The following is a 26,869-nucleotide window of genomic DNA, read 5'->3' as shown; positions in this document are numbered from 1 at the left end:
GGTCCTCTCAATGGGCCAGAGCTTACTTCAAAATGGATTATTTCAACGGGGCAAGGTCACTGCTGTCGGACATTTCAGCAGGAGATGGGTCGCGGGAGTTCTCAGCAGGTAAGAAAATACCATCGAGATCTTGCGAGAGCTGCTTGTAGCTGAGGTAGGCTTCCACTTCTCTACGATCAGTCAAGGGACTGCTTCGGAGCTTCGAAGCCGCGTCAACAAAATCCTTGTAGATCGCAAAATAAGCGAGGCTGACACCTGACCGCAGAGCGAACGCAATTGTTTCGTTGGCGCTCTCGGCGCTGTCATGTTGCCCACCGAGGATGAAGTACCCTTTAGTCTTAATTCCTGCGGCTTTGAGGCGTAGAATCAATGCACATATGTCGTCATTACTGAGTGCCGTCGAAGTCTTGTTTGCTTTCAGCTTTTTCCGCTGCGTCTCATTGCCATGTTCGATCCCGAAGGCCAACATGCTACAGCCCGATCTAACAAGTTGGCCGATAAAGTCGGGAACCTGCTTCTCATATTCGATGAAATCCTCAAAGCGGAAGATGCCCCGCCAACCAAAGCCGCAGGGCGCGCCTTCACGAACGTCGACAAGACCCGCCAGGAAGTCCTTTGCCCATTTGAGATCGTGCAACACGGCAAGCTCACTGTCAGGAGGTCGAGCGGCGATCTGGGGCAGAAGATTGTCGTCGATGAACTGGATACGCAGGTCTTGATGCTCTTGTGCCAACGCCATCAGTTCACTCAGTACAGATCCGGTGGAGCGCCTTCTTTCGCCCCCGCTTAGATTCCTGCGTTCGGTGCAAAAAGTACACTTCCATTCGCAGCCTCGCGACATGACGACGTGCGCTTCTTTATAGGTGCGATTCTTCTTGCGGGTGGGCGCTGGCTCGTAAGCGCCATCTGGACCTCGGAAGACGCGCCTGTCGAGCATCGCAATCGGTTCCCAGGCGTCCGGCAAAGCGTTCTCGATTGCTTTAGGATAAAAGTGCCATTTCTCGCAGTGGGTGTCTAAGAGTCGTTGATTCTTTGGATTTGCGATTACGTCGGCGATTTCCGGCCACGCGCCTGCACTACCCGTCAGAGCCACCAGATCGACGAAATTCTGCTCCGCATTTCCCCTGACAATGAAATCCCAGTCAGCTTGGCCTGCTCCTGAAACCGAAGTTTGCCAGACGCCAAGATTTGCTGCCGGTCCGCCTATGGCAATCATGACATCGGGGGATCGAGCCTTGATGTCGGCAACGATTTGCTGAGTGGACTTTACGGTGCTCAAAACAACATTGAACCCTACCCAATCGAACTCGCCCGCTCGATCCGCTAACTCTTTGGTCAGTGATGGAAAGCGATGACAGTCGGCAATCTCGACAAAATGTCCGGCACGACTGAGCGCGCTCGCAATGAGACCGAGGCCCAACGGGGGCGTGGTGGTGCGAGATGCATTTTTTCGTTCGGCGCTACCTGCGATCTCGATCGGCGGTAGCACGAGCAAGATTCGCCTCACATCTGCAGCTGCGGCTTTTCGAACATCTTCGACTTCCGGGTGCAGCTTCGGTCGAGCTTTGTCCGTCGTCCGATAAAAACTCGCGCCCAGCAGCTCACGCGACCTCGGAAAGTCATTCAAAGTGAAAGGCGTGAAGCCGCCGCGCCAACCTTGCTTAACCTCCTCGTGATAGAGCCTAATGAACTCGCGCTGAAGCCACGGATGAGATCCATCGTAGCGTACAGCGGAGTCAATAATTTCGCCCAGACGCGTTGTCAGGTTCGTACCGGCTATGAACGGTCGGCTCTTATACGTAGCCTCGACACGCGAGCGAAACGAGCGCGAGAACGCTACATCGACGCACGCCCAGCGAATAGTCTCGTCTTCATCGGTTGAGAATGCCCCAAGCACGCGAAGCGCTTTGTCGACCGGCAGGGCACTCAGCATTGCCGCCACCGGGAAGCGCTTATCGCCTCGCCAACGTCTAGGAATTGAACCGGTTCCGAGCGCCTCCCTGATGAAGTCCAGCGTGAAGTCAGGGGAGTATATCCCTTGAAGGGCGCTTTCGCTTGCTAGCCACAGGAACGTAGCAAAGTGCTCAGGTTCGACTTCTGCAAAATCCAGCTGCTGAGCCTGAAAGGCAGTTATTACGGCGGCGAACCTAGGCAACTGGCTGTAGTAATCGCTCTGTCTCAACACGTCTAGCAAAACTGAATGCTTAAGGCCCAACCGGGCAAGCCGTGTCTGAAAATCGCCATCCGCCAGTCCCCGTCGAATGACCTCCTCGATTTTTGTGGTCACCTCATAGTCGTGGGACTGGAAGTCGTTGTCAAATCTGCAGAGGTAGAAAAAGAATTCCCGTAGCAGGAAACCATCGCTGCAAATCTGCCGCCAAACATTAGGCCTTACGAGATTGATAAAATCGTTGATCGATCCCGACACGCTTGACGCGGCCGCCAGGAAGCGCCAGATGACATCCAGTTCCCCCGAGCTGCGCAGGGAGAAGGTCACTCCCCGTTGACTTTCCAGCATTGTATCAAGCGTCAGCGACAATTGGTCGAGATATGCAAGAGCTTCAAGCCCGACTACTCCGTGTTCGATCTTTCCTCGCGCACTAAGTATGTTGAGGGCGGTACAAACGCGCTCCCACTCGGCATAGACCAAGCCGTTCGCGACGATTTCCTCCGCTTGGCGTATGAGCCCGTCTTCAGTTTCAGGATCCTGCAGGGTGATCTTGGCGACTGCCTGTCTTTCCTGCCATGCGACTGATGTCGCAAGTGGCCAATCGCACGCGCTCGCGAATGCTTTCGCGCAGGCTGACCATGTATAGTGCGCTCTCAAGAACGATGCGAGTTCCATGGCACCATGCTTGCGTCGGCTATAGTTCCCAGTGAGGCCAAGGATAGCTTTGCTCATGGTCTCAGCATCGACGGCCTTTTCGCCCGTGAGGGAAATTTCAACCACCCCCTCGCTGCTAACACCGACATTTCCGCCCCAAACGTTGGCCTTCAAGAACTGGAAGAGGCCGGAATGGCTGGAACAGATCAGTGGTACGCCGAGACTGAGAGCTTCCCAACCGGAAAGCCCAAAGCCCTCGTGCCAAGATGGCATCAAGGCGAAATGAGAATTCGCGAGTGTCTTAAATAGACGTCCCGCATCAGCTGTGTACGAAACCGGATCGAGTGAGATGTGCTCGCCATACTCAGAGAGGTTTGCCGGCTCGGCTGCTTCGGGACCAGCTCCGAACAACGTCAAGCAACCTCGATTTAGAAAACGGCTATCCCTGCCCTGATGGACCTCTTTCGCCTTTCGATAAGCAATGGCAACCGCAGAAATTGCTAGCTGCGCGTTCTTAACCCGGTCGTCCTGCTGGCCGAGACGGCCGCTCATAAAGATCTGCCAAGCCGGTTCGTTATTTTCCATGGCGGGCTCTAACGGCGGCACACCGGGGATGAGCATGCTTACGCGCTTTTTGCCAGTTGCGCCATAAGAGCTCTCAGCGAGAAGTGGCCCAACCGCCAGGACGAGGTCCGCACGATCAGCCAATTCAGTCTGCCGAGCTTCCTTCTCCCCTCGCTCTTCGAGGGAAAGCCCTTTCTGTAGGTCGTACTGCTTGTAATGCATATGCTTGATTACAGCAGATCGGACCGTCGGAAGCTTAAGCCCCCTCAGATAGCCAACGGTATCGATTGCCAGGAAACCTGTATGCACGTCATGTCCGACTACAATGACGTCGTTCTGTAAGTTATTAGAAGCCGCAAGTGCCGCGTGGATACGGTTCGCGATGGCCTCCGGGCACCCGAGTTCCTCTCCTGTTTCGACAATAACCTGATCCTCGACCGAGCTTGCCCTCGGCCCCATCACGAGACAGTGGCACAACCCGGTCGAGCCCAGCTCCGCGGCTACCGCCTTGGCAAGGTCCTGATTGAAGACGTTGATACCGCCGTGTGCGCGTCCCCAGTGCGTGGCGAGAAAAAATGCAGAATAACTCATCGTTTACCGCCGGCACCTGAACAATCATCGGATTCGCTTTCGATCGTGACTACCACAACCTGACTCGTGCGAAAATCCATTTGGCAAGCGAGTTTAGGCCAGAAGAAGAACCGGCGCATCGCGGAAATTGTGAGTATTTGTCCTCGGGTTGATTAGGGCCTGCCTTTTTTCTGCGCTCGAGTGCATCGACGGAATTTAGCTTCATGTGGTTTTCCGAAGGCGCGGCGGAGTGGATCGAGGAGGTGCTGCACGTAGTGTCGGACATGCGGCAGTGCCAATCCTGCTGAGCACCAAGACGTGCGCTGCGCCGTATGCGCCGTCCACGCCCCATTGATTTTTCAGTTTCCGCTACTGGGTAGTGCTGGCTGAGGGCTGGATGTGAGCTCACCGAATAGTATCTGACGAGCTCATTGTGAGGCTTTGATGCGGGCGTCATAGGCCATGGCATCAGGGCATCGATGTCTTTGGCGAGGTGGCCGTGGCGGCAGGAACTTCTAGGGATGGAAGCGCTCGATCCCGTCCGGCGGTATGTGAGGATCGGTGAACAACCGTCGACGTGGGGTTACTCCCGCCGCCGGCTCTACGCGCATGACGCACTGTTCCGTGAGAACTCCGATGTCTACGAGGTCCTTCACGAATTCGACTTCGTCTACACGGAAGACAAGAGGCTGTTCTTCTTTCTGGCGATCTTTGGAGAAGAATACGGGATCGATATGAGCGATCCCGACGCTGCCAGTTGTTTCGACTTTCTTGAAAAGCAAAATGGCGGAAGCCCGCTTTACCCTTCGACGGGCTAGCAATGGTCTAATTCTGAGAACCGGCGTTTGTATCAAAGGCATCACACGAACTCCAACACGAGGGGTGGGTTGTACTCCTTTTTCATTTTGAATCCTGGCCCTTTGCATCCGTGTCTGTACAGATGGTATAGTTGTGCGTACTCGGATACTGAGCAGGCGATCGATTGCCTGTCGAGCGCCTGGGCTGCCTTTCCCCAAGCTGACCGCCTATGAACACAGAAGCAAAGATGAAGATTACTGAACGTGCCGTCGCTAAGCTTGCCAATTCAATGCGTATCTACGCAGAAGCGAATGCCAGGTTCAACGAGCTAAAAAAAGTAGACCTAGAGGAAGCCATCGATAATCTCGATCGCGCATTCGAGGCGAAGCTAGAAGCTTTTCACAGCGTTTATGACGTAGATCGAGCGGTTTTCAATTATTTTGATCATGCCGACACCGCGCTTATTTTAATGCTTAGAAATGCGATCCATCACAGAGATCACGAACTGTTCTCCAGCTGGAACAATACGATGGCGCAGGATGGAGGCCCCCATCGGTTCAGCGGCGCCGAATTTTTGATCGCGAGCCACACCTTGGTAGGCGAGGCACATGTCGGACGCCAACTCTACAAGGCCGAAGATTTCCTGTTTCGCCTCGACCCCAGTCAAAATTCACCTGCTCTAGAAGGCAAAATGAGTGCTTTGAACAGAAGCAAGCTTCTGGGACAATTGAAAGCTGACCTCAGCTTCAGCGAATTTTTCTCGAAGGCACGGCGAGAGGGCTACCCTGACAAACAGCTCTATTTCAACGTTATACCTCTCTTCATATCGGCAGTTTGCCGCGTGTTTCGAAGCTTACGGGCAAGAGGCGTGCGGTTCGTGGGATACGATGCGAATGCATATGAGATGCATTTCACGGACGAGCTGAAAGTAGACTTGTCATCCCTGTCCTACGCTACCATCAGGATCAACTGAGTTGATTCGATTCATCGGCTCAATGTGGAGGTTATTTCGTTTAGCCACTTCGCTACGAAATCCCCCACGCTCGAAACCTCCCCCTGCCCGTCATCTCACGCAAGCCCAGCTCCAAAACAATCCGCCGCGCCGCCTGCGGCGTGACGTCGAGCGTCTTCGCCACCATCCCGGCCGACACGAGCGGCTTTGCCATGACGAGCTCGACCAGCTCCGGCAGCTTTGAAGACGTCCGGCGCCCGTCCAGCTTTCGGTCCATCATAGTCTTCGCCAGCACCAGCCGGTCATGCTCTTTCATGCCGATCTCGGCCGCCGCCAAAAGACCTCGCGCGATGGCGAGCATTCGAGTTTCCCGGTCGCGATGGCGGCGCCGATCGACGGGAATGGTTTTGAGGCCGAGGTTAATGGCGGCCAGATGGGCGCCGGTGGTGATGCCGGCCTGGCGCAGGATTGAGGCGCAAAACAGCCGGCCGAGCCAGGGCGCGTGCTGAAGGACGGAAAACTCGTTCCAGGCATCGAGGGCGACAATCGCCTGCAGCACCACCGGCAGGTGTTCGGCCTGGCGGAGCACCCCGCGCCATTCGTCGAGCCGGGCATCCTCGTCCCAGTCGAGATCATAGACCAACGCATTGCGTTCGCGGATCTCGGCTCGGCCCGGCTTTTTCGCCACCGTCGGCATCGTCCCCCTCCCCTTCCCGAACCGGAGCAGGCTCCACGTCGGCTTCCCTTTCAACCTCGCCACCGCCACCCAAAGATGGTCCAGGCCACGCCTGGCGCAGCGAGCGGATGCCGTCGGCAGAGAGCGCCCAATCAGGAGATTGGCCGGCAACCCGCCGGCGGGTGCGCAGCACGTCGCGGGCGATGGTCAGCTCATGGGTGGGTGTGCGAATATCGCGGGTGGCGTCATGGAGGACGAGGTCTTCCAAGTGGACGAGTTCACCATCGATCCACAGCGAGGCGCAGGCGTCGGTATAGTGCGATCGTTCGATCCAGCCTTGCCCGACCGGTGAACGGGCGATGCGCTCGTCGAGCCGCACCAACAGGTCGCGTCAGCAACCGGTCGCTGAAGGCTGGTCATGAGGATTTTGGACAAATCATAACGCATTGAATTCATGGTAAATGATTTGTTAAACGGACGCTATTGCGGAGTTAGCATCCGTCACTGGTCGACATCGTTGAGACGACGCCTCACTTCCGATAAGTACTGCTTATCGGAAGTGATTGCTATAACGCCGCAAATCAGCGAAAACGGTATCAATGGAGGGCCAATGCGGCCGTGCTGACACCCGGTTTTCGCGCCTCAGGAGGCATTTTGGACATTCTTGCTGCGAACACGGCACCAGACGCGATCGCCCGGCGGGCCGAAACCCTCGACACCATTGCCGCGGTGCTGCCGATCGACCGGCGCGACAAACTCGCCGAAATCCTGTCCGACCAGGACGTCGAGACGCTCAAACATCTGGTCAACGAAGGCATGGGTGCCAACACGCTTCGGGCGCTGACGTCCGATTTCGCTTACCTCGAGGCCTGGTGCTTAGCGGCGACCGAAAGTCCGCTGCCCTGGCCGGCACCGGAAGCGCTGCTGCTGAAGTTCGTCGCCCATCATCTCTGGGATCCGACGCGGCGCGAAAGCGATCCCCAGCACGGCATGCCGCCCGAGGTGGACCAGTCCTTGCGAGACGGGGGCTTTCTCCGGTCGGCCGGGCCGCATGCGCCGGCGACCGTCGGACGACGGCTCGCCAACTGGTCGACGCTGACCAAGTGGCGCGGCCTCGACGGCGCCTTCGCCTCCCCGACTTTGAAATCCGCCATTCGTCTCGCCGTGCGCGCCGTCCCCCGGACGCGCCGCCGCAAGAGCGCCAAGGCGGTCACCGGCGATGTTTTGGCCAAACTGCTGGCGACCTGCAGCGGCGACAGCCTGCGCGATCTGCGCGACCGGGCCATACTGATGGTCGCCTTCGGCTCCGGCGGCCGCCGGCGCAGCGAGGTGGCCGGCCTGCGGAAAGAACAGCTAACGATCGAGCCGCCGGTGACTGTCGAGGATGGAAGCCCCCTCCCCTCGCTCTCCATCCACCTCGGCCGCACCAAAAATTCCGGCGCCGGCCAGGACGAGGTCGTCTATCTGACCGGCCGGCCGGTGGAGGCGCTGCATGCCTGGCTGGCCGCCGCCAAGATCGACGGCGGCAGTGTGTTCCGGGCGATCGATCGCTGGGGCAATGTGTCTCGCCGGGCGCTCGATCCGAAGGCGGTCAATGATATCGTCAAGTTGCGCGTCGAAATGGCCCGATTGGAGGTGGGGGAGTTTTCGGCGCATGGATTACGGTCGGGGTATCTGACGGAAGCAGCCAACCGCGGCATCCCGTTACCCGAGGCGATGGAGCAGTCGAGGCACCGGTCGCTTCAGCAAGCGTCCAGCTACTACAACAACGCGACGCGGCGAAGTGGGCGGGCGACTCGCATAATGGGATGACGAAACATCCGTCCGACGGGCTTGGACGGGTTTAAGAAGTTCATTCTGCTGCCTCCAAGGCCTAAGCCGGATTATGCGAAGAGGCAGCGTTGGTCGACCGAGTTTAGCCGCCTCGTCTTGACTATGCGTGACTTGAGTCGTTGCGCGTCCAGACCAACAGTCTATGATTCCAACCCGGGGCTGAGTTACGCGATGACGGCCGAAAACTGGTCAGTCTCTACCAACTGCCAGCCCTTGCTCGTTGCGAAGTAAATCTCGCCGGTAAACCCGCCGCTTGAGCGGGTTTTGTCCACCAAACAAGCCGCACACCAGTTGCCAGAAGGTTCTCTTTTGAATGATCCGTCAGCCATATACCTTAGGTGTGCAAATGGGCGACCACAGTAGTCACACCCGGCTGGTAGTTGACCAAGCCAAAACTTGTCCGTTTTTGTCGCGCGAGTGGCCGATATGACCTGTTTGAGAAAGGCCTCAGCCTGAACTATTTTCTGATAGTGGTAACCTGCGATGGCGTTTTCAAACCCGGTGTCGGTCTCATCAAAAAACTGCGCCAATTCGGCGACGGCCTCCTGGGCATATGTGACAAAATCCGGAAGCCCTTCCTTTGCTGATTGTACGACCATTTCTTTGCCTTGCAGGCGAACGCGATGGAAACTTCTTTCGGAGGTCTTTCCGATCGAATAGCGCAGGCCAAGATCCGACATGACATCCATGTTCCGTGGTCGGTGCGAGCCCCAAAATTTCTCCGAAGCATAGTCGCGCGCGTGATCTCCGAAGTGACGACGTATGACGGATCGAACGTCTACCGGTGCTCCATCCCATTCCAGGAAGCCCTGGAACACCTCGCGGCGGGTCACAAACTCGATCTCACATTGGAGTGCAGGGGTGTAGAGGCTAGCCTCGTAGTACTCCGCTGCCAGAACGCGGAGAATATCGTCATTGCTGTAGATTTGAAGGCGTATCACCGCCGGTCCACCTGCACTCGCGTATTCGAAGAGCTCACGCAGGGTCGCATGCCACTCGTTGTTAAATTGAAGCGCACGCTTCACAGATGCGGCCAGCTCTCCCATCTGTGCATTCGATTCGGTCGTGGCAACAATATCGAGATCATTGAACGAATCCGTTACAACGAGTTCTTTGATCAGCTCCGCGTCAGTCATCGATACATCGATGAACCTGCCGTAACGCCTGATCTCGGCCTCGCTAATACGATCAGGCGTGAACCATTCGCCTGCCCGCTCCGGGTACGAGATCGTAGAGCTGATCGATCTCAATCTCGAATGGACAAGTTCGAAACCAGGTTCGTACATCCTATCAGCTGCGACAGCCTCTTGATCGATTTGGAGGACGTGACCCTCTACGTCATCCTTGACTTCTCGAAACGCCGCTCGCGAAAGTCGTCTCTCGAGATCGTTCAGATAGAACTCCTTCGAGTTTTGTTGCTGAGCAAAGTATAGGTAGTGCATGTCATCGGCGGGTATTTTGGAAAAAATCAGAATGAAATCTTCGACACCGCTGGTGTTCATGTGCTTTGCGATGAGCTTTATGGCTCGGTCGATGTCCGGTTGAGACCCAAACCGCCACATGTAGTGCCTTCGAGCAATGCGACGATTGAGAACACGCGGATTCGAAACAACCTTTTCGATGCGAGCCGGAAGTTTATTTTGCCCCAGCACAATTCGTCCAGCCGAAACGTCATAGGGGCAGTTCCGCATCCACTCGGAAAACGGGACATGCAGATCCACCCAGTCCACAGATAGAAGGATAAAGCGGTATTCCCGCTCCTTGACTAGAAGCTTGTGTCGAAGAAGTGCGGCATATTTGATCAGTTCATGCACTGCATCGCGCGATGCACTTCGCGTCCGTTTGATCTCAATGATTACATACTCACCTCCCGGTGCGACCGCGAATATATCGAGGAATCCGTCTGAGCCATTTGGGTTCCTGAGGTGGTGTTCCTTACCTAGAAATTTCAGGTTTGGTTCCACCAGATCCAAATTGTCGATCAAATAATCCCTGATTTGATCCTCATTCACACCAGACATGATCGACTCTCGCGAAACCGCTAAATGCCGATTCATATCGGGACAATTGTTACGATACAGCAAACTCCAGCCCAAAATGCCAAACGACGATCAAGCCGCGGGTGGAAACCGCTAGCCTGGATCGCGGGGAGTTTTCCCCTAATGGATTGCGGGCCGGATGATCACGGTGCCGCCAATCGTGGCTTTTCCTCCTCCCGTAGGCGATCGAGGAGACGCTGCATCGACAAGTGCTGCAAGCCTCAAGCTATTTCAATCACGCTGGCCGGCAGTGGGCAGCTGCCTGAATGCAGATTGCCTATTATTCGAGGCACGTAATCGGCCGCAGCTAAGACGCCTTGCAATTAGGAGTAGGGTAATAGAATTTCGGCTACATAAACTTTGATAGGGTTGCCCGATGTCCGAATCCAATAATTTCCGAGATTTTGTCCTCTACCTTGAAGCGGCATGGGACAATCCAGGAAGAACCGAGCTTCCTCCACCTGCCGTCGCGTTTCGTGACGAGGAGGAGCAACTTAACGCAATGCTAGCAAAAGTTCTTTTGGACGACGGAAGCCCCTTTTCAGTGGCCGACCTGCGAAAGCTTATCCGCTACGCAGCATTGTCAAACGCCCTCACGGGGAGAGACGGCGCGCTGCTCTTCGTGTTGGAAAAGATCGCGCAGCGCTTTCCTGTCTCACAAGGTCTTATCAAACCAAGCCACGAACGATGGCACATTGCGCTTGATGTAGGTAGGCGGTTGTTAGCCTTAAACAACTTCAGAACGCCCGATTCAAAGACGGAAAACATGGTCGCTGCCCTGCAACGCTTGCGTGATGGCGGCCACAGTTTCTCGCTCGACGAGACGGGCATTGACCGCAATTCGGACGGTTTCCTGACCGTCACACAGCAGATCCTTGCGCGATTGACAAGCGTTGGCCGGACAAAAGCTTTTTCCTTCTTGGAAGGCTTAGCAAGGCGCCTTTATGATTATGAGTTCGACCAAGTCCTATACTCACGCAATCCAAAACAGCACCCAAGAGAATCCTCCGTGCCCTTCGGATTTCTCTGGCAGCTGACGGCCCGCGTGGAAGGTTTGACGTCCATCGTAGCTGACCATAATGATGTCCTGCATCAGGCTGTGGCGCTGGCCCGCGATCTTGTAGCCCTGACCGGCATAGAGAGCTACGGCCAGTTTTGGGCGTTGAGCGTGTCGACTAGGGATATCGACCAGTGGCTCGCTGACGCGACGCTGCATGATCACCTATTTTCGCTGCAGCAATGGACGCCGTTCATTACTCCCATATTTCTCCGTAGCTTCTTTGGCACCGATCAGGATTCAAGGCTGCGCGGTCAGTTGGGATGGGGAGTGGAGGACGCAGCAACCGCATCAGAGGCCCTGATAAGAGAGGTAGCAACCAGTCCTGGCGTTTTAACTGAGAGCGCATTGGAGTCCGTTCTTCCTGCAGAAACGGTGTCTGCGTTGCTTCGTGACCTGACGCATCAAGCTCCAACCCCGAACAACAACTACGTATCTCCCTTCTCAGCACCCGAAGCAGATCTCATGTTCAAGCCTTTCTGCAGGGCAGGTTCGACCGCGGACGTGTTTATCCCGACTCGATCGGCATTTGGCCCTGCCTGCTACGAGGCCGTCGCTGCTGGCCTTCGCAAAGTGCTCACAAAAGATGAAATTGGCGCATTGACGGGTGAGGGCCTCGAGCGAACCACCGGCGCAATCCTGAAGTTTCGAGATGTCCATCCGACGATAGAAGCTAAATCGTACCAGATGGCCGGTGCCGATGGAGAGTGCGATCTGGTTCTCGAGGATGACAATACGATCATATTTATCGAGTGCAAAGCCAAACCCATTACGCGCACCGCCATGTCGGGCAACGCAGCCGACGCGATACTTCTTTATCTTGAGGGCATCGTTGCCTCACAAGCGCAAGCCCTCCAGCATCAATCCATGCTTGAGAGCCATGGCCGGATTGTTTTCGAGGACGGTTTCGTTCTGGAGCACCGCGCCAGGAAGATCATTCGTCTTTCCATGACCCTTTTCGACTATGGAACCCTGCAAGATCGATTTGTCTTCGCACAGCTTTCTGCTGCTCTAACAGATAGCGAGCTGGTGGCGAAAGATCCTTCGGCCAAGAAGAGAGTGAAGAAGGCAAACGAAACGCTCGAAAAGCTGCGAAAGACCCTGGCCATCGCTAATAATCTGAATGATGACGTATCGAGGCAGATTTGGATTCGCTCACTCCCTACGGCATCGCTCTCTATTGGGCAATTGGCTGCGCTCCTAGTCGAACAGAACGATGTCGCGAAACTCGCCCGCGTCCTTTCCCGACCGGCGAGTTTCGCAACGGGAAGCGTACTCAAGGAATACCACTACTTGCGAATGCAACAGCTAGTCTAACCATCCCGGTGTATCGCTCCAGTCCTTTCGCTGGTTCATTCACACGAACCCCCACCTCGAGAGTGCCGTATCGGAGTAAATCATACGTCCGTGACCCTGACCCTTTCTCGGCTTTTGCGACGAGCGCTTCATAAGGGGTCGCCGACCCGTAACGCCAGAAGTTCGTAGGTGAACCACGCAGCAAATGACTGCAATGCGACGCTCACGATTTCTCCGAACCGTTGCCATATCGGTGAAGGCCTGCATGTGTATCAGCCCATCACGCATCGCGGATCTTTGCCTTCAATAGGAGCGGGCGAAATGCGCTAACCAAAACCCTGACAGCTGTCAGGGTTTTGTCTGTGGGGGCCTTAGGTGTTTAGTCCCGGCATTTGATGGATGGGATCGATGATGAATCGATCTGGCTCCAAAGTCCATCGTTTGCATATGAACTCGTAAGGCGTGAGGCCCTTTAGCGTCTTGAGCCGGCGCCCGAAATTGTAGGCGTCGATAAAGTCGGCGAGATGTTTTTTTAATTGCGCATGATCGTCGTAGTGGAAGCGCTTGACGGTCGCCTCCTTGATCGTTCGGTTCATCCGCTCGACCTGTCCGTTGGTCCAGGGATGCTTCACCTTTGTCAGGCGATGCTCGATGCTGTGATCGTCGCAGACCCAATCGAAGATGTGCTGGAAGGCATTTCGATCACAAGCTCGGTTAGTGAACTGAATGCCATTGTCGGTCAAAACGGTGTGAATGGTGTAGGGCACTGCCGCGATCAGATTGCGCAAGAACTGGGCGGCATTCATCTTGTCGGCTTTGTTGTAGAGCTCTGCGAACGCGAACTTGGATGTTCGGTCAATTGCGACAAAGAGATAGAGCTTGCCCTCAGCCGTCTGCACCTCGGCAATATCGATGTGGAAGTAGCCGATCGGATAACTTTTGAACTTCTTCTTCGGCTCCTTGTCGCCTCCGACCTCCGGCAGACGTGAAATGCCGTGGCGCTGCAAACACCTGTGCAACGACGAACGCGTCAGATGTGAGATGGTAGGCTGAAGAGCGTAGAGGCAATCATCGAGCGGTAGCAACGTATGCCGGCGGAAGGCGACGATAACGGCCTCTTCTTCGAGGGAAAGGGTCGTCGAGTGCGGGTCCTTCGGACCTGTAGGAAGATCGACCAACGATGTCCGCTTCTTCCATTTCGCCACGGTTTTCTGGTTGATCCCGTATCGCTTCGAAAGCGTTCTCAGGCTCTTCTTCACTATTTTGTATTGCTCGACGGATTGCCTCTGTCGTCGTGGCGCTCCCGTGTAGAACTATGGCCCATAGTGCTTCCCTCCATGCCAAGAAAAATATTGCACCATCAAATGCCGGGTCTAAACAACTAGCCCACTGCGCGCTCGCCTTGTCCGTGAACTCTTAGCAGCGCCATGAGAACCGGCCCTAACGAAAATTCGCCCCGTGCCGCCTTGCGTGTTAAATCTCGGAGATATCCTCCTGGCGCGTTGATGTGCCCTGCCCGCTCGAGGATGCAAGCGATCGCCGTCGCCGCGTTTTCCGGCCCCATCACGTCGCATGCCTCTTGATAGGCCGACGGGCTGACGCCCAGCATCGATCGGGCGACCACCGCTGCAATCATCATTGCGCGCCAGCTGTCGATCGTACCGCCCGGCCCATACATCGAGATCTCGGGGCAAGCCCGCATCACCATGCCAAGCGGAAAATTCCGGACTGGCTCCCGCTTTGGCCGACCATCGTTCACGGCCTTTGCGCCCTGCTCGTTCCTAGAGCTAGGTTCAAATTCACAGCAAGATTCGGTATTTGAATTCTGTATGTGCTGCTCATGATGGTCACCATTGGTGCTAACATTTTCATCTTTTTGATGCATTTCCAGGATGTTGATGATCTCCTGCTGCAGAAGCTCCATCTCGTCCAGGATTGAATTCACATCACTGAGCGTCGGAGAGCGCGGAATCCTGCCCACGAGACCGGTGTAGATCGCTTCGATGCTTTCCCAGTTGCCCGACGCACCTTCCTCGATCGCAGCAGAAATGAGCTTTCGAACGTCGCGCCTGCATATCGTTAAATTTTCCTTCGCCCGACGGAGGGCAAAACGATCGGCAACGACTTGTTGCGCCATCATTGCAAGCTCATCCACCCGCATGAGCAAGGGTGACAGATCAAAGCCGAATGCGCTATCGATCTCACCTGCCTTGTCCTTCCGGGCATAGCGCTTCCCATTCGCGCTGTCCTTGCGAACGATCAGTCCGGCCTCTACGAGAAGAGCCAGATGTCTGCGAAGCGTGGCGCCAGCGATACCGTGCGCCCGAAGTGTCAACTGGGCGTTGGACGGAAAAACGATGAGCTGCGCATCTTGGCGCAATTCGTTGTCGGGATAAAAGCTCAAGAGTGCGTCGAGGACGGCGAGGCTGCGATCCTGCAACCCAAGCAACTCCCTTGCTTCGGAGGCGTCCCTAAAGACCTTCCATTTGTCCGCCGTCTTGCCTGGCTTAATCTCACTCGCCTCAATTTGCCGCTTCACCAAGGCAAGCGTCATCGGCCGTCGCCCAAAGGGCGTCGTCACACTTCCAATCTGCATTTTTTTCACCTTCAAAAAGGCAAAAGAAACCCGCTCACCAAAATTACGGTGCCAAAGACTCTTGACTGGGATTCGGGGAAATGCGATTCTCTAGTTGTCACACATTGAGAGAGGCTTCCACGACGGCAACGTTTGGGGGCCTTTTTCTTTTGCAGCGCTTCCTTTCTTCCGAACCCTGACAACTGTCAGGGTTCCTCGTTTTCTCGCAGGCGGGCAAAGCGCTCAGTCAGCGCTGGGAGCTCCGCCTCAACAAACTTCAAAAATTCAATCCCAAGCGTGCCCTCAGCCGAAATTCGAACCTCTTTCGAGGACATCGACAGGGTGCCGAGCTTCGTTCCGCTTTTGTCTTCAATCGGGATTGGCTCCCGACGACCCGTCGATACCGGCTTGATCGCGTTCAATGCACGCTGAAACCTCTGATCGGAGGTCTCTGCAGCATCGCCTTTTCTATCCAGCGCCGCCCGTAAGGCGTCGAGCGTTCCCGCGTCACCCGCAACCGTCTTGGCAAGATCGAGCCAACGTGGCCGCCCGATCTTTGGAGCCCGCCCAATGGCCTCGATGATATCTGCCGGAACGACCCTGTAGACATTCCGCATCCGAGCCAGTTCTGCGTCTTCGATCGAAAGCGCGGCGTATATGTGCCGAGGCTTGATCCCCGCATCATCCATTCGTGATGCAAATAGCGCGCGCTCGATCCAGGTGAGGTCTTGGCGCGCCGCGTTTTCAATACCTTGTGCGAGAACCAGGTCGAGGTCGGAAATCTCGACTTCGAGCGCGCGAACAGGCCTCTTAAGCTGCATGGCAGCGAGCCAGCGTCGATGCCCGTAGATGATCTGATAGCGACCCGGCGACGAGGGGTGTTTGCGGACTTGGACCGGAACCTTTTGCCCCTCAGTCTCGATCGACCGCTTGAACACCTCGAAGCTCGCCCCGTCATCGTCCGGCAGCCTGTCCGGATAAGGGGAGGGGTCGATGAGTGACGGATCCAACTCGCGAACCGCACCACCGCCCGACTCAACGATAGCCTTCAAGCGATCTCGCTCGGTTCGAATGTCGTCGATCGCTCGATGAGCAGCACCGATCACACCTGCTCCGACACGATTGCCGGGAGCCGGGGCAGGGGTCTGCGACGGCTGCTGTTGATCCGCAGCCTGATCACTCTCCAACTCCGCGGAAAGCAAACCGAAGCTGGCGACAATCGACTTGCGAGGAGATTTACTCATGTCCGCCCCCAGCTGTCATTGACGAGGCGAACAATCGCCTCGTTCACAGCATCTACTGCCTCGCGGGCACGCTTATGAGTATCGCGCCCGATCTGCCCCAATTCGAGCTCGTATACTGAACGTTTCGCCAAGCCGGCTGCCTCAACGGCGGTGCTTTCAATGGCGGTTGGCAATAGTACATCGGAGCCGAACAGGTGCCGAAGCATCGCAACGACTTGCGACTGTGGCGCGTCATTTGTGTCGTGCCGTGTGACCAGATACCGAATGAAGTCCTGGTCCAACTGAGCGCCGCTCTCGTTCAAAACACTAATCAGATCGCCCATCATGAGAAGAAACTGGCTCATTGACGCGACGTCCAGCATGGCCGGGTGGACCGTGATGATCATGCTAGTCGCGGCGTATATCGCGCTCAACGTCAGAAAGCCGAGCGACGGCGGAGTGTCGAGAATCACGATGTCGTAGTCCGCCTCGACTTCCGAAAGGGCGAGTTTCAGTCGCTCAAAGAAGATCGCGCCGGAGCTGGACTTGTTCGCCAATATCCGTGGCGTTTCGTGCTCATACTCCATGACTTCAAGATTGCCAGGAATGAGGTCGATGCCATCGAAATATGTCTTGCGAATTATCTCGCGGATTGGACGACGTTCGGCATCGTCGTAACGCAAAGCGGCATAGATCGTTTCATTCGAGCCGACGTCAACCTCGGGCTGAGCACCGAACAAAGCGGACAAGGATGCCTGCGGGTCTAGGTCGAGCGCGAGGACGCGATACCCATGCAGGGCGAGATAGTGGGCAAGGTGGACGCAGGTTGTCGTTTTCGCGCTGCCGCCCTTGAAGTTGGCTATCGCAAGAACCTGGAGGTGCTCGCCGGCACGACGTCGAGGAAGGAATCGCAAGGCGTCTGCAGGTTTCTGCATCGCGAACAATTCACGCAGTTCATTGATCTGGGCTAGCGTGTAGACGCGATGGTTATTCTCCAGCCTGCTGGGAACCGGACCACGTCCTTCGGTCGACATCAGCTTCAGGGTCGAATCGGGTATAGACGTCAGCTTCGACACTTCATTGGTCAGAAACGGACGCAGAGTCTTTTCTGACTTTGGCGGATACATACGAGTTCTGAGCTGCTGCAATTGCCCGGACAAGAGCCCGGCATGGCGCATGATTTTGCTGCCGGCATCTTCCTTCGAGCCAACAACAGTTTCTACTCGGTTTGCTATCGCCATCTGTCCCTCTTGGCGGCTTTCTACCGGTTTACCGGCCACTGCCCGCCAAAGATAGAACACGATTCTCCGAACCGGTCCAGAAGTTTAGGGTTAACAGAACGTTAACGACTGGGGACAATCTGCATGAAGCTATTCGGGTTTTTGCTTTTTTGCTCCGTAAGTTAGCTCACATCACCGAGTCCTTGATCCCGGATTGTTCTCCTGTGAATCCTACAAATCCGAACAGCATAACAACAAGGAGATTCGGAGGTTCTGTAGCACCACACCCCCCTTGAACCGCGACTCACCTCGCAACGCGCATGTTGAATCCTACAATTGCCCCTCGATTCCAATCTGTGCTGATTTCCGGCCGTCCAACAAACGACGGAGAAAATCATGCAGATTCTCGCGATCTCAACGCCTCGGACGATCCTAGAGGCGCACCTCCTTCACATCCACTATCAGCTACGTGCGCGGGTCTTTTCCGATCGCCTGGGCTGGGAAGTCAACGTGACGGCGGGGTGTGGGTCCGATGATTTTGACGCGCTTCGGCCGACCTACGTTCTCGCCATCGCAGAGACGGGCCAACTGGCGGGGTGCGTGAGGCTCCTTCCCACGCTTGGTCCGACAATGGTAGCCGACGTTTTTCCGTCGCTTCTCCCCGACGGTCGACTCAACGGTCATGCCGCGATGATCGAGAGTTCTCGCTTCTGCGTCGACACGGCTCTCGCGGAGGGGAGGGGGGACGGCTTCGTCCACGAAGCCACGCTGACCATGTTCGCGGGCATCATCGAATGGTGCATGGCGAATGGCTACACCGAGATTGTCACGGTAACCGATATTCGGTTCGAGCGGATCCTCGCTCGCGTCGGATGGCCGCTCAAGCGTTTGGGCGAGCCAAAGAAGATCGGCGTGACGATGGCCGTGGCTGGGGTCCTGCCCGCCAATGCGGCGACGTTCCTCAGCCTCCGCCCTTCCAATTACCGTTCTGAACTCACCCCTCTCAGCCAGGCAGCTTAAGGAGAAATCCGTGAACCAGCTTCGCTCCCACCCGCGGCTTGTCCGCAAACTGCAAGAAGCGCTTGGCGATCAGCTCTGCGTGGCGCTGGACGACGCGAATGTTGTCGAGATCATGCTCAATCCGGACGGAAAGCTGTTCATCGAACGCCTCGGTCACGGCGTTGCGCCCGCCGGCGAGATGTCGTCTGCCGCCGCGGAGATGGTGATCGGGACCGTGGCGCATGCGCTTCAATCCGAAGTGGACACGGAACAGCCGATCATCTCCGGCGAGCTGCCGATCGGCGGCCACCGCTTTGAGGGTCTGTTGCCCCCAATCGTCGCCAAGCCTGCCTTTACCATTCGGCGCCGCGCGTCACGCCTCATTCCGCTCGAAGATTATGTCCGCACCGGCGTCATGAGCGAGTACCAGGCATCGACGATCCGCAGCGCCATTTCCGCGAGGCTTAACATTATCATTTCCGGAGGAACCGGTTCGGGCAAGACGACGCTTGCAAACGCTGTGATCGACGCGATCGTCAAATCTGCGCCGGAGGATCGCCTGGTCATTCTTGAAGACACCGCGGAAATCCAATGCGCGGCCGAAAACGCCGTTCTCCTCCATACCAGCGATACGATCGATATGGCGCGGCTCTTGAAGAGCACCATGCGGCTGCGTCCCGACCGGATCGTCGTTGGCGAAGTCCGCGACGGCGCGGCCCTGACGTTGCTCAAGGCCTGGAACACCGGCCACCCCGGGGGCGTGGCGACCGTTCACTCCAACACTGCCATGTCGGCGCTGCGTCGCCTTGAACAGCTGACGGCCGAAGCAAGCCAGCAGCCGATGCCCGAGGTGATCGGAGAGGCCGTCGACCTGGTTATCTCGATCGAACGGACGCCGCGTGGGCGTCTTGTTCGAGACATCATCCAAGTCGAGCGGTTCATCAACGGACGGTACGAGATCGAATCCGATCAGCTCACCGAAGAACAGGAGGCGCGCCATGTCGCGTAAGCATGCTCTCATCGTTGCCGCGCTCTGGGCGGTGCCAATCGTTCTTGCCTCGGTCGCGCCGGCGCTTGCCAGCTCCGGCGGCAGCCTCCCATGGGAAGGGCCGCTGCAACAGATCCAGGAGTCGATCACAGGTCCGGTCGCGGGTGCGATCGCGCTTGCAGCCGTGGCCATTGCCGGCGGCATGCTCATCTTCGGCGGCGAGCTCAACGATTTCGCGCGGCGACTTGTGTACGTCGTTCTCGTCGCCGGCATCCTGCTCGGCGCCACCAACATCGTCGGCCTGTTCGGTGCGACGGGCGCTTCGATCGGGCTGACGGACGATCAGATCACAATTGTTTCGAACGGAGGAGGGGAGGGCGATCATGGTTGAGTCCCTTTCCGGCCTGCGGCGCAACCGAATCCACCGCGCGCTTTCGCGCCCGAACCTACTGATGGGCGCCGACCGGGAGTTGGTGCTGATCACGGGTCTTGCAGCGGTGATCCTGATCTTCGTCGTCCTCACTGTTTATTCGGCGCTCTTCGGCGTCGCTGTATGGGTCGTGATCGTCGGGCTGCTCAGAATGATGGCGAAGTCCGACCCGCTGACGCGGCAAGTCTATATCAGGCACATTTCCTACAAGCCCTACTACAAGGCGACCACTTCGCCGTGGCGGCGGTATTGAGGAGGCGGCCATGGTAGCTCTCAAACGCTTCCGGGTGACCGGCCCATCCTTTGCCGATCTCGTTCCCTACGCCGGCCTCGTCGACAATGGTGTCCTCCTGTTGAAGGACGGAAGCCTGATGGCCGGCTGGTATTTCGCTGGCCCGGACTCCGAAAGCGCGACCGACCTCGAGCGCAACGAGCTGTCGAGGCAGATCAATGCCGTTCTGTCACGGCTTGGAAGTGGCTGGATGATCCAGGTCGAGGCCATCCGCATTCCGACGGTCGACTATCCCTCGGAAGACCGTTGCCATTTCCCTGACCCGGTGACCCGTGCGATCGATGTCGAGCGCCGGGCGCATTTCGCACGCGAGCAGGGGCATTTCGAGAGCAAGCATGCGCTGATCCTTACCTACCGGCCGCTCGAGTCCAGGAAGACTGCTCTCAGCAAATACATCTACTCGGATGAGGAAAGCCGGAAGAAATCCTACGCGGACACTGTGCTCTTCGTGTTCAAGAACGCGGTGCGAGAGCTTGAGCAGTATTTTGCCAACACACTTTCGATCCGACGAATGGAAACCCGCGAAACGGTCGAAAGGGGAGGGGAGAGGATTGCCCGATATGACGAGCTCCTCCAGTTCGCCCGATTCTGCACCACCGGGGAAAGCCATCCAATCCGGCTTCCCGATGTTCCCATGTATCTCGACTGGATCGCCACCGCAGAGCTCGAACACGGGCTGACGCCAAAAGTCGAAAACCGTTTCCTCGGCGTCGTTGCGATCGATGGTCTGCCGGCCGAAAGCTGGCCGGGCATTCTGAACAGCCTAGACCTGATGCCGCTGACCTACCGATGGTCATCGCGCTTCATCTTTCTCGATGCCGAGGAGGCCCGACAGAAGCTCGAACGCACACGCAAGAAATGGCAACAGAAAGTTCGGCCGTTCTTCGACCAGATATTCCAGACACAAAGTCGATCCGTCGACCAGGACGCCATGACCATGGTGGCCGAGACTGAGGACGCCATCGCGCAGGCCTCATCGCAGCTGGTTGCCTATGGCTATTACACACCGGTCGTCGTGCTGTTCGACAGCGATCGCGAAGCACTCCAGGAGAAGGCCGAAGCGATCCGCCGGCTGATCCAGGCGGAAGGTTTCGGGGCGCGGATCGAAACGCTCAACGCCACTGACGCCTATCTCGGTAGCTTGCCAGGCAACTGGTATTGCAACATCCGTGAGCCGCTGATCAACACCAGCAATCTCGCCGACTTGATTCCGCTGAACTCCGTCTGGTCCGGAAATCCGGTCTCCCCATGCCCCTTTTACCCACCGAATTCCCCGCCCTTGATGCAGGTCGCGAGCGGCTCGACAGCGTTCCGTCTGAACCTGCACGTCGATGATGTCGGCCACACGCTGATCTTCGGGCCGACCGGTTCAGGCAAGTCTACTTTGCTCGCCCTGATCGCGGCACAGTTTCGCCGGTACGAAAATGCGCAGATCTTCGCCTTTGACAAAGGCAGTTCACTTCTGCCCCTGACGCATGCAGCCGGCGGCGATCTCTATGAGATCGGTGGTGACAGTGCGGAGGGAGAAAGGGCGTTGGCCTTTTGCCCCTTGTCCGAACTCAAAAGTGACGCCGACCGGGCGTGGGCGACAGAATGGATCGAGATGCTGGTCGGCCTGCAGGGTGTCACCATCACCCCCGATCATCGTAACGCCATCTCTCGGCAGATCGGCCTGATGGCGAGCGCATCCGGTCGGTCGCTGTCTGATTTCGTCAGCGGCGTGCAGCTGCGCGAGATCAAGGACGCACTGCATCACTACACCGTCGATGGTCCAATGGGCCAGCTTCTCGATGGGGAAGAGGACGGCCTCACGCTCGGCGCCTTCCAGACCTTCGAGACCGAACAACTGATGAACATGGGTGAGCGAAATCTCGTGCCAGTGCTGACCTACCTGTTCCGTCGAATTGAGAAGCGTTTGGATGGGTCCCCCAGTCTGATCGTGCTCGACGAGGCGTGGCTGATGCTCGGCCATCCTGTATTCCGCGACAAGATTCGCGAGTGGCTGAAGGTGCTGCGCAAGGCGAATTGCGCTGTCGTTCTTGCGACCCAATCGATCTCCGATGCCGAACGGTCCGGGATTATCGACGTGCTGAAGGAATCCTGCCCGACCAAGATTTGCCTTCCGAATGGCGCCGCCCGTGAGTCGGGCACGCGAGAATTCTACGAGAGCATCGGCTTCAACGAGCGACAGATCGAGATCGTCGCTACCGCCATGCCGAAGCGCGAATACTACGTCGCCACGCCAGAAGGCCGGCGGCTCTTCGACATGTCGCTTGGGCCAGTCGCCCTGAGCTTCGTCGGCGCGTCGGGCAAAGAGGACCTCAAACGCATCCGCGCGCTGAAATCCGAACATGGCCGCGACTGGCCGATCCACTGGCTTGAAACGAGAGGAGTTCACGATGCCGCATCGCTACTCAAGTACGAATAGATGGCTTGCCCGCTTGGCGGCCGCCGCTCTCGTGATCGGAGCTGCAGGCTCAGTGCAAGCCGGTACAGCCACCGGCGCTGCGACCGAATGGACGCAGCTCGCCAACAATGCGCAGCTCGTGGATCTCATGAAAAGCTCCGGCATCCAGGTCGACAATCAACTGACCCAGATCAGCCAGCTTGCAGAGCAGATCCAGAACCAGCTGAAGATCTACGAGAACATGCTGCAAAACACTGCGCAGCTTCCTCACCATGTCTGGGGTCAGGTCGAAAGCGATCTCAACCAGCTGCGCAGTATCGTCGACCAGGGACAGGGCATCGCCTTTTCGATGGGGAATGCGGACGACGTTCTTCAGCAGCGCTTTCAGAGTTATGCCGATCTCAAGACGAATTTGCCGGACAACGCAACGTTCTCCTCGACCTACCAGTCCTGGTCGAACACCAACCGCGACACAATCGCCAGCTCGCTGAAAGCGGCGAGCCTCACGGCCGACCAGTTCGATAGCGAGGAAGATTCGATGTCGTCGTTGAGGTCGATGTCCGAAACGGCTGACGGGCAGATGAAGGCCTTGCAGGTCGGCCACGAGATCGCCGCCCAGCAAGTCGCGCAAATGCAGAAGCTTCGCGGTCTCGTCTCCCAACAGATGACAATGATGGGAACCTGGCTTCAGACGGAACAGACCGACAAGGACCTGGCGCAGGCGCGGCGGGAAAAGTTCTTCAACGCGGAGGTCAAGAGCGTTCCGGAAGGCCAGAAAATGGAACCGCGATGGTGAGCCGCCCCGTCCTGATTGCCTTGCTGGTGGCTGCCGCCGCTGCATCGTCTGCAGCGACTGTGCTAATCCTCAATTCGCGAAACACAGGAATAACTGCGCTAACCGAGGAGCAGCGCGCCGTCCGGGAAAAATTCTTCGGCTCCGACAAGGAACTGCCGCCGATCAAGGAAGGCCAGGAGATGCGCCCGAGATGGTGAAGGTAACTGTTGCGCGTTCGTTCCTGATTACAGGCCTCTTCTTCCTCGCCTATGCAGTTCCCGCATTTGCGCAGGAGGGACAGGTCCTCACGGAACTGGAAAACCAGGTCTCGTCCGCTGCGAAGGGGTGGGAGACCACCATCATGGAGGCGGCGAAATCCCTATTCTGGATTCTCGCAACGATCGAGATCGGCATTGCCGCCGTCTGGTTGGCGATACAGTCAGCTTCACTGGACAGCTGGTTCGCCGAACTGGTGCGGCGGATCATGTTCATCGGGTTCTTCGCATTCGTTCTGACCCAAGGTCCGACCTTTGCGCGAGCAGTAGTCGACAGCCTTTTCCAGATTGGCGCCGGCGGGGGTTCAGCTTCGCCCGCTGAAGTGTTCGATGCAGGCATCCGCGTCGCCTCCCAAATGTCGCAACAAGCACAGTTCGGGGTGTTCGAAGACAATGCGCTCGCGATTGCCGCCGTTCTCGCCATGGGCATCGTTGTCATCTGCTTCTCGCTGGTTGCGGCTATTTTCGTGTCGGTCATGGTCGAAATGTATGTCGGCTTGCTCGCCGGCATGATCATGCTCGGACTGGGCGGCTCTTCCTTCACGAAAGACTTTGCTGTTCGCTACCTCGTCTATGCCTTCGGCGTCGGCATGAAGCTCATGGCCTTGGTGATGATCGCCAAGATCGGATCGAACGTGCTGCTCGGCCTCGCTCAAGCTCCGACTGCCTCGTCAGATCAGTTCGTCACCACCTTGGCCATCGCCGGTATTTCCGTCGTGGTCTTCATTATCGCCATGTATGTCCCGAACATCATTCAAGGCGTTGTCCAGGGCGCATCGGTTTCCGGAGGAATGGAAGCGATCCGCCACGGCGGGCAGGCGGCCTCTTTCGCCGCGGGCGCTGGCTTCCTCGCTGCCGGCGCTGCCGGCGCGGGCTTTGCGGCCGCTCAAGCCGCACGAGCTGGCGGTTCATCCGTCGCTGGTGCCGCTCTACGGGGGATAGGTGCAGGCTTCGGTTCCGGCGCGCAAGCAGCCGGATCGGCCGCGAAGGAAAAGGCGATCGGTTCGCCCGGCGCCTATGCGGGGTCCATTCTCGGACTGGCCAACGCCAAGCTCGATCAACAGCGCGGCGGTCATAGCGGACCGAAACCTCCTCCCGAACGCAACGACAAACCGTAATCGAGACAAGGGAAGAATAAATGGCAGCGAACCGCGCCCCGGAAAACCCGTATCTTGCCGCCCGCCAGGAATGGAGCGAACGTTATGGCTCCTATGTGAAGGCCGCAGCCGCATGGCGCATTGTCGGTGTCCTCGGCCTGGTCATGGCCGTCATCGGCTTCAGCTACGCGATGTATCTGAGCACGCAAGTGAGGCTCGTGCCTTACATCGTCGAGGTCGACAAGCTCGGAGCCGCAGTCACGGCAGGCTTTCCCGAGCAGATCGAGTATGCCGATGTCCGCGTGGTGCGCGCCACACTCGGCAACTTCGTCACAAGCTTTCGCTCGATCACGCCGGATGCGGTGGTGCAGAAGCAATATATCGACCGCACCTACGCCCTTCTTCGCACCTCCGACCCGTCAACCGAGAAGGTCAACGCCTGGTTTCGAGGCAATTCTCCATTCGAGAAGGCGAAGTCCTCGACCGTTGCCATCGAGGTCAACAACATCGTCGCGCTCTCGAACCAGACCTATCAGATCGACTGGACGGAATACGAGCGGGACCGCAAGGGCAAGGAAACCGGCACACGCCGTTTCCGCGGGATCGCAACGGTGACGCTCACCGCGCCACAGGATGAGGCGACGATTCGCCTCAATCCGATCGGCCTCTACGTCCGGGATTTTGACTGGACGGGACAGCTTTAAGGGCAGGGATTCTTTCAATGAAAAAAACGGGATTGATCGCAGCCGCCGGCTGCATGGCCGGACTCTTGCTTGCGGCGGGCGCGCAGGCGCAAAGCATGACGACGAATGAGGTCAGGGGAACAAATCTTTCCAGAAAGTGGCGTGGCACGCCGGGACTGGTTACGACAGGTCCGGACGGCAAGGTGATCTTTCTGTTCGGCGAGACCCAGCCGTCCGTCGTCTGCTCGCCGCTGCAGGTCTGCGACATCGAACTTCAGGGTGGCGAGATCGTCCGCGACGTCCTCGTCGGCGACACCGTGCGCTGGAAGGTAGAGCCTGCGACGTCGGGAGCGACAGGCGGGCAGGCCATCCACCTGATCGTCAAACCCTCCGAACCTGGGCTCGTTACCTCGATGGTCGTGACGACATCGCGGCGCACCTATCATATCCAGCTCAAGTCCCACCCCAGCCAGTACATGGCGCGCGTTGGGTTCGAATATCCGGAAGACGTGTCGACCAAGCTCGCCGACATCAACGCCCGTCTCGAAACCGGTGGCATTCCGGGCGCCGCGCCGGACAAGCTGAATTTTTCCTATTCGATCAGCGGCAGTGCTTCTTGGAAACCGAAACGGGTCTATTCGGACGGGGTGAAGACCTACATCCAGTTCCCGAAATCGATCTCCGGCGAGGACGCGCCGGTGCTCTTCGTCGTCTCCGGCGGTCAAAATCGCATCGTCAATTATCGGATGAAGAACGACGTGATGACCGTCGACTATGCGATCGACAAGGCGATCCTCGTTTCCGGCGTCGGTTGGCGGCAACAGAAGATCAGGATCCGGAGGGGAGGCTGACCATGCGGAGGCTTCTCGCGTTTTTCATCGCGGTCGCGCTGCTCTCCGGCTGCCAAACGGCGGGCGACGCACTGACCACCAGTTCCACGCCTGTGGCCGTCACCGGACCGGCTGCAAGCGCCATCGCCGGCGACATGGCAAGTCGCCTGGCTGAACAGATCGGCCCGGCCGGTGCTACGAACACGATCAAAATGGAAAAGGATACGTCTGAATTCGCGACCGCCCTTGAGGCGGCCCTGAAAGGGTGGGGCTATACAGTCGCCACCGACGGCAAAACGGCCAAAGACGTCAAGCCGGTCGAACTTGATTATGCAATCGAGGGCTTCGACGGGCAGGTGCTGGTGCGGCTCTCGACGCCTTCCATCGCTCTTGGCCGCGCCTATACGCCGACAGAGGCCGGCGCCACGCCGGCCAGTCCGCTTTCGATCATGCAGCGCAATTGACG

The 26,869-nt window shown here is 57.5% G+C and carries 20 protein-coding genes and 2 pseudogenes; 15 read left to right on the top strand and 7 right to left on the bottom strand.

The window, feature by feature from the left end; genetic code table 11:
- Window positions 1-37: 37 nt before the first annotated feature.
- Window positions 38-3,979, bottom strand: coding sequence for a B12-binding domain-containing radical SAM protein (locus G9X64_RS32300; protein WP_096772335.1), 3,942 nt, complete (start codon window positions 3,977-3,979; stop codon window positions 38-40).
- Window positions 3,980-4,479: 500 nt separating this feature from the next.
- On the opposite strand from G9X64_RS32300, the gene G9X64_RS32295 reads away from it, so the two are divergent.
- Both G9X64_RS32295 and G9X64_RS32290 read left to right on the top strand, forming a co-directional pair.
- Window positions 4,480-4,776 carry a hypothetical protein gene (locus tag G9X64_RS32295; protein ID WP_096772334.1) on the top strand — a complete coding sequence of 99 codons (297 nt, stop codon included), beginning with the start codon at window positions 4,480-4,482 and terminating at the stop codon, window positions 4,774-4,776.
- A gap of 227 nt (window positions 4,777-5,003) precedes the next feature.
- Complete coding sequence (locus tag G9X64_RS32290; protein ID WP_096772333.1) at window positions 5,004-5,729, top strand: hypothetical protein; 726 nt, start codon at window positions 5,004-5,006, stop codon at window positions 5,727-5,729.
- Window positions 5,730-5,781: 52 nt separating this feature from the next.
- On the opposite strand, the pseudogene G9X64_RS32285 reads toward G9X64_RS32290, so the two are convergent.
- A pseudogene (locus G9X64_RS32285) lies at window positions 5,782-6,840 on the bottom strand (RHE_PE00001 family protein).
- A 204-nt stretch (window positions 6,841-7,044) separates the two neighbouring features.
- Here G9X64_RS32285 and G9X64_RS32280 point away from each other — a divergent pair.
- Window positions 7,045-8,196 carry a site-specific integrase gene (locus tag G9X64_RS32280; RefSeq protein WP_376766415.1) on the top strand — a complete coding sequence of 384 codons (1,152 nt, stop codon included), beginning with the start codon at window positions 7,045-7,047 and terminating at the stop codon, window positions 8,194-8,196.
- A 185-nt stretch (window positions 8,197-8,381) separates the two neighbouring features.
- Here the strand turns inward: G9X64_RS32280 and G9X64_RS32275 are convergent, their stop codons facing one another.
- Entirely contained in the window at window positions 8,382-10,238 is a 1,857-nt protein-coding gene (locus G9X64_RS32275) for a PDDEXK family nuclease (protein WP_064843629.1), read from the bottom strand.
- Between the two features lie 394 nt (window positions 10,239-10,632).
- Here G9X64_RS32275 and G9X64_RS32270 point away from each other — a divergent pair, with 394 nt between their 5' ends.
- On the top strand, window positions 10,633-12,630 hold the full coding sequence (locus tag G9X64_RS32270; RefSeq protein WP_141098791.1) for a PDDEXK family nuclease: 1,998 nt from the start codon (window positions 10,633-10,635) through the stop codon (window positions 12,628-12,630).
- A gap of 350 nt (window positions 12,631-12,980) precedes the next feature.
- Here the strand turns inward: G9X64_RS32270 and G9X64_RS32265 are convergent.
- The 4 genes and pseudogenes from G9X64_RS32265 to repA form a co-directional block, all read right to left on the bottom strand.
- Window positions 12,981-13,926 (bottom strand): annotated as a pseudogene (locus G9X64_RS32265) (IS481 family transposase).
- A gap of 64 nt (window positions 13,927-13,990) precedes the next feature.
- Entirely contained in the window at window positions 13,991-15,205 is a 1,215-nt protein-coding gene (gene repC, locus G9X64_RS32260) for a plasmid replication protein RepC (RefSeq protein ID WP_064843808.1), read from the bottom strand.
- A 185-nt stretch (window positions 15,206-15,390) separates the two neighbouring features.
- Complete coding sequence (repB, locus tag G9X64_RS32255) at window positions 15,391-16,428, bottom strand: plasmid partitioning protein RepB (protein ID WP_064843806.1); 1,038 nt, start codon at window positions 16,426-16,428, stop codon at window positions 15,391-15,393.
- The gene (gene repA / locus G9X64_RS32250; protein WP_064843953.1) at window positions 16,425-17,648 is read right to left on the bottom strand and encodes a plasmid partitioning protein RepA; all 1,224 of its coding nucleotides are present in this window, start codon (window positions 17,646-17,648) and stop codon (window positions 16,425-16,427) included. The genes repB and repA overlap by 4 nt, the downstream gene beginning before the upstream one ends.
- 375 nt (window positions 17,649-18,023) lie before the next feature.
- Here repA and traI point away from each other — a divergent pair, with 375 nt between their 5' ends.
- The 11 genes from traI to trbH are packed head-to-tail and all read left to right on the top strand — an operon-like array spanning window position 18,024 to window position 26,867.
- A complete protein-coding gene (gene traI, locus G9X64_RS32245; RefSeq protein ID WP_141399552.1) occupies window positions 18,024-18,647 on the top strand; it encodes an acyl-homoserine-lactone synthase in 624 nt (207 codons plus the stop codon).
- A gap of 10 nt (window positions 18,648-18,657) precedes the next feature.
- Window positions 18,658-19,635 carry a P-type conjugative transfer ATPase TrbB gene (gene trbB / locus G9X64_RS32240; protein ID WP_064843803.1) on the top strand — a complete coding sequence of 326 codons (978 nt, stop codon included), beginning with the start codon at window positions 18,658-18,660 and terminating at the stop codon, window positions 19,633-19,635.
- Entirely contained in the window at window positions 19,625-20,005 is a 381-nt protein-coding gene (locus G9X64_RS32235) for a TrbC/VirB2 family protein (RefSeq protein ID WP_064843801.1), read from the top strand. The genes trbB and G9X64_RS32235 overlap by 11 nt, the downstream gene beginning before the upstream one ends.
- Window positions 19,998-20,297: a conjugal transfer protein TrbD gene (locus tag G9X64_RS32230; RefSeq protein ID WP_064843799.1), complete on the top strand. Its 300-nt coding sequence runs from the start codon at window positions 19,998-20,000 to the stop codon at window positions 20,295-20,297. Before G9X64_RS32235 ends, G9X64_RS32230 begins: the two co-directional genes overlap by 8 nt.
- 10 nt (window positions 20,298-20,307) lie before the next feature.
- Window positions 20,308-22,764 carry a conjugal transfer protein TrbE gene (locus G9X64_RS32225; RefSeq protein WP_096771499.1) on the top strand — a complete coding sequence of 819 codons (2,457 nt, stop codon included), beginning with the start codon at window positions 20,308-20,310 and terminating at the stop codon, window positions 22,762-22,764.
- Window positions 22,736-23,539, top strand: coding sequence for a P-type conjugative transfer protein TrbJ (gene trbJ / locus G9X64_RS32220; RefSeq protein WP_064843797.1), 804 nt, complete (start codon window positions 22,736-22,738; stop codon window positions 23,537-23,539). Before G9X64_RS32225 ends, trbJ begins: the two co-directional genes overlap by 29 nt.
- Window positions 23,536-23,736 (top strand): entry exclusion protein TrbK, encoded by a 201-nt coding sequence (gene trbK, locus G9X64_RS32215; RefSeq protein ID WP_081284279.1) that lies wholly within the window; start codon window positions 23,536-23,538, stop codon window positions 23,734-23,736. Before trbJ ends, trbK begins: the two co-directional genes overlap by 4 nt.
- A complete protein-coding gene (gene trbL / locus G9X64_RS32210) occupies window positions 23,730-24,911 on the top strand; it encodes a P-type conjugative transfer protein TrbL (RefSeq protein ID WP_088395896.1) in 1,182 nt (393 codons plus the stop codon). The genes trbK and trbL overlap by 7 nt, the downstream gene beginning before the upstream one ends.
- Before the next feature lie 20 nt (window positions 24,912-24,931).
- Window positions 24,932-25,594: a conjugal transfer protein TrbF gene (locus G9X64_RS32205; protein WP_088395895.1), complete on the top strand. Its 663-nt coding sequence runs from the start codon at window positions 24,932-24,934 to the stop codon at window positions 25,592-25,594.
- A 17-nt stretch (window positions 25,595-25,611) separates the two neighbouring features.
- Window positions 25,612-26,424: a P-type conjugative transfer protein TrbG gene (trbG, locus tag G9X64_RS32200; protein ID WP_088395894.1), complete on the top strand. Its 813-nt coding sequence runs from the start codon at window positions 25,612-25,614 to the stop codon at window positions 26,422-26,424.
- A gap of 2 nt (window positions 26,425-26,426) precedes the next feature.
- Window positions 26,427-26,867 carry a conjugal transfer protein TrbH gene (trbH, locus tag G9X64_RS32195; RefSeq protein WP_088395893.1) on the top strand — a complete coding sequence of 147 codons (441 nt, stop codon included), beginning with the start codon at window positions 26,427-26,429 and terminating at the stop codon, window positions 26,865-26,867.
- The last annotated feature ends 2 nt before the right edge of the window (window positions 26,868-26,869 follow it).

The sequence above is a fragment of the Rhizobium sophorae genome (assembly GCF_013087515.1).
Taxonomy (GTDB): domain Bacteria; phylum Pseudomonadota; class Alphaproteobacteria; order Rhizobiales; family Rhizobiaceae; genus Rhizobium; species Rhizobium sophorae.
This window is presented reverse-complemented; position numbering and strand designations above follow the sequence as displayed.

Excerpts from the sequence above, each read along its gene's own strand:
- G9X64_RS32300 (WP_096772335.1), bottom strand. The coding sequence starts at position 3,979 with ATGAGTTATTCTGCATTTTTTCTCGCCACGCACTGGGGACGCGCACAC.
- G9X64_RS32295 (WP_096772334.1), top strand. The coding sequence starts at position 4,480 with ATGGAAGCGCTCGATCCCGTCCGGCGGTATGTGAGGATCGGTGAACAA.
- G9X64_RS32290 (WP_096772333.1), top strand. The coding sequence starts at position 5,004 with ATGAAGATTACTGAACGTGCCGTCGCTAAGCTTGCCAATTCAATGCGT.
- G9X64_RS32275 (WP_064843629.1), bottom strand. The coding sequence starts at position 10,238 with ATGTCTGGTGTGAATGAGGATCAAATCAGGGATTATTTGATCGACAAT.
- G9X64_RS32270 (WP_141098791.1), top strand. The coding sequence starts at position 10,633 with ATGTCCGAATCCAATAATTTCCGAGATTTTGTCCTCTACCTTGAAGCG.
- repC (WP_064843808.1), bottom strand. The coding sequence starts at position 15,205 with ATGCAGATTGGAAGTGTGACGACGCCCTTTGGGCGACGGCCGATGACG.
- repB (WP_064843806.1), bottom strand. The coding sequence starts at position 16,428 with ATGAGTAAATCTCCTCGCAAGTCGATTGTCGCCAGCTTCGGTTTGCTT.
- repA (WP_064843953.1), bottom strand. The coding sequence starts at position 17,648 with ATGGCGATAGCAAACCGAGTAGAAACTGTTGTTGGCTCGAAGGAAGAT.
- traI (WP_141399552.1), top strand. The coding sequence starts at position 18,024 with ATGCAGATTCTCGCGATCTCAACGCCTCGGACGATCCTAGAGGCGCAC.
- G9X64_RS32235 (WP_064843801.1), top strand. The coding sequence starts at position 19,625 with ATGTCGCGTAAGCATGCTCTCATCGTTGCCGCGCTCTGGGCGGTGCCA.
- G9X64_RS32230 (WP_064843799.1), top strand. The coding sequence starts at position 19,998 with ATGGTTGAGTCCCTTTCCGGCCTGCGGCGCAACCGAATCCACCGCGCG.
- G9X64_RS32225 (WP_096771499.1), top strand. The coding sequence starts at position 20,308 with ATGGTAGCTCTCAAACGCTTCCGGGTGACCGGCCCATCCTTTGCCGAT.
- trbJ (WP_064843797.1), top strand. The coding sequence starts at position 22,736 with ATGCCGCATCGCTACTCAAGTACGAATAGATGGCTTGCCCGCTTGGCG.
- trbL (WP_088395896.1), top strand. The coding sequence starts at position 23,730 with ATGGTGAAGGTAACTGTTGCGCGTTCGTTCCTGATTACAGGCCTCTTC.
- G9X64_RS32205 (WP_088395895.1), top strand. The coding sequence starts at position 24,932 with ATGGCAGCGAACCGCGCCCCGGAAAACCCGTATCTTGCCGCCCGCCAG.
- trbG (WP_088395894.1), top strand. The coding sequence starts at position 25,612 with ATGAAAAAAACGGGATTGATCGCAGCCGCCGGCTGCATGGCCGGACTC.
- trbH (WP_088395893.1), top strand. The coding sequence starts at position 26,427 with ATGCGGAGGCTTCTCGCGTTTTTCATCGCGGTCGCGCTGCTCTCCGGC.